Origin of the sequence: Nguyenibacter vanlangensis, from assembly GCF_013376155.1 — a bacterium.
GTDB classification, from domain to species: Bacteria; Pseudomonadota; Alphaproteobacteria; order Acetobacterales; family Acetobacteraceae; genus Gluconacetobacter; species Gluconacetobacter vanlangensis.
Map to the genome: position 1 here is coordinate 1 of NZ_JABXXP010000670.1, position 1493 is coordinate 1493.

The 1493-nt window shown below is 69.5% G+C and carries 3 protein-coding genes; all 3 read left to right on the forward strand.

The genetic code is table 11. From position 1 onward, the window contains the following. A partial coding sequence (locus tag HUK84_RS17860) for a TSCPD domain-containing protein (protein ID WP_456306679.1) occupies positions 1–491 on the forward strand: 491 nt, incomplete at its 5' end. Positions 492–609: 118 nt separating this feature from the next. Then, complete coding sequence (locus HUK84_RS17865) at positions 610–1074, forward strand: RidA family protein (protein WP_176641449.1); 465 nt, start codon at positions 610–612, stop codon at positions 1072–1074. 28 nt (positions 1075–1102) lie between these two features. Then, the coding region (locus HUK84_RS17870; protein ID WP_176641450.1) for a peptidogalycan biosysnthesis protein at positions 1103–1493 on the forward strand (391 nt) is incomplete at its 3' end.

The window sequence follows — 1493 nt, forward strand, 5'->3', positions numbered from 1 at the left end:
TGGCGCTGGAACGCGGCGTGCGGCGCCACCTGCCGGCCCGCCATGGCGGCTTTACCCAGAAGGCCAGCGTCGGCGGGCATCGGCTGTTCCTGCGCACCGGGGAGTACGAGGACGGCACGCTGGGGGAGATCGCGCTGACGCCCGCGCGCGAAAGCGCGGTCGCCCGGGGGTTGATGGATGCGCTGGGCCAGGCCGTCAGCATCGGTTTGCAATATGGCGCGCCGCTGGATGATTATGTCGCGGCGTTCGCCTATACTCGGTTCGGCCCGGCGGGCACCGTCGAGGGCGATCCCGTGGCGGCCTATGCCACGTCGCTGCTGGATTATGCATTCCGGGCCTTGTCGGATGCCTATCTGGGCAACAGACTGCCCGACGCCCCGCACCAGGACCCCGTCGCCGACGCCCCGTCGCCGATGCTGCCGCTGGACCTGCCCGCCACGCCGGGCGAGACGCCGCCGCGGCGCGCCGGCCGGCTGAGGCTGGTGGGGTGAGGCTGGCGGGATGATGAGCGACGCCTAGTGTCCTGCCCGAGAAATTCTTATGAGAATTTCTCGGATCAGCAGGCCACTAAATTATTGATTCCAGTGTCGAATACAGGAGTATCCCATGATGGACAGCACCCCCGAAGCCCGCCTGGACCAGCACGGTATCATCCTGCCCATTCCGCCGGCCCCGGTCGCGACCTATGTCGGCACTGCCGTCAGCGGGTCGCTGCTGGTCGTTTCGGGCCAGTTGCCGCTGGTCGACGGCAAGCTGTTCGCCACCGGCAAGCTGGGCGCGGACGTGGCGACCGAAATCGGGGTCGAGGCCGCCCGCTATTGCATGATCAACGTCATCGCCCAGGTCCGCGCGGCGATCGGCGACCTGTCGCGGGTGCGGCGCGTGGTGCGGCTGGGCGGGTTCATCGCCTGCGTGCCCAGCTTTACCCAGCATGCCGCCGTCATGAACGGAGCATCGGACCTGGCGGTCGCCATTTTCGGCGAGGCGGGGCGCCATGCGCGCTCGACCATCGGGGTGCCGTCGCTGCCGCTGGACGCGGCGGTCGAGGTCGAAGGCCTGTTCGAGATCGGCTGAGGGGGGCCCGCCGATGGCCGCCCGTTCCATGGCTGACCTGACGCTGAGCCTGCATCGGGCGATCGCCGAGATTCCGGCGGCCGAATGGGATGAGTGCGCCGGCGCGGACAATCCGTTCGTCAGCCATGCCTTTCTCTCGGCGCTGGAAGAGAGCGGGTCGACCGGGCCGCGCACCGGCTGGCTGCCGCAGCATGCGGCGATCCGCGGCAAGGACGGGCGGCTGCTGGCCGCGGCCCCGCTTTACGCCAAGTCCCATTCCTATGGCGAATATGTGTTCGACCAGTCCTGGGCCCAGGCGCTGGAGCGGGCCGGGGGGGCGTACTATCCCAAATTGCAGGTCGCGGTGCCGTTTTCGCCGGTGCCGGGGCCGCGCCTGCTGGTCCGCGCGGGCGCGGCCGATGTTCCGGCGCTGCGCAGTG

What these genes read in the sequence shown, in the direction of transcription:
- HUK84_RS17865 (WP_176641449.1), top strand. Translation starts at nt 610, where the DNA reads ATGGACAGCACCCCCGAAGCCCGCCTGGACCAGCACGGTATCATCCTG.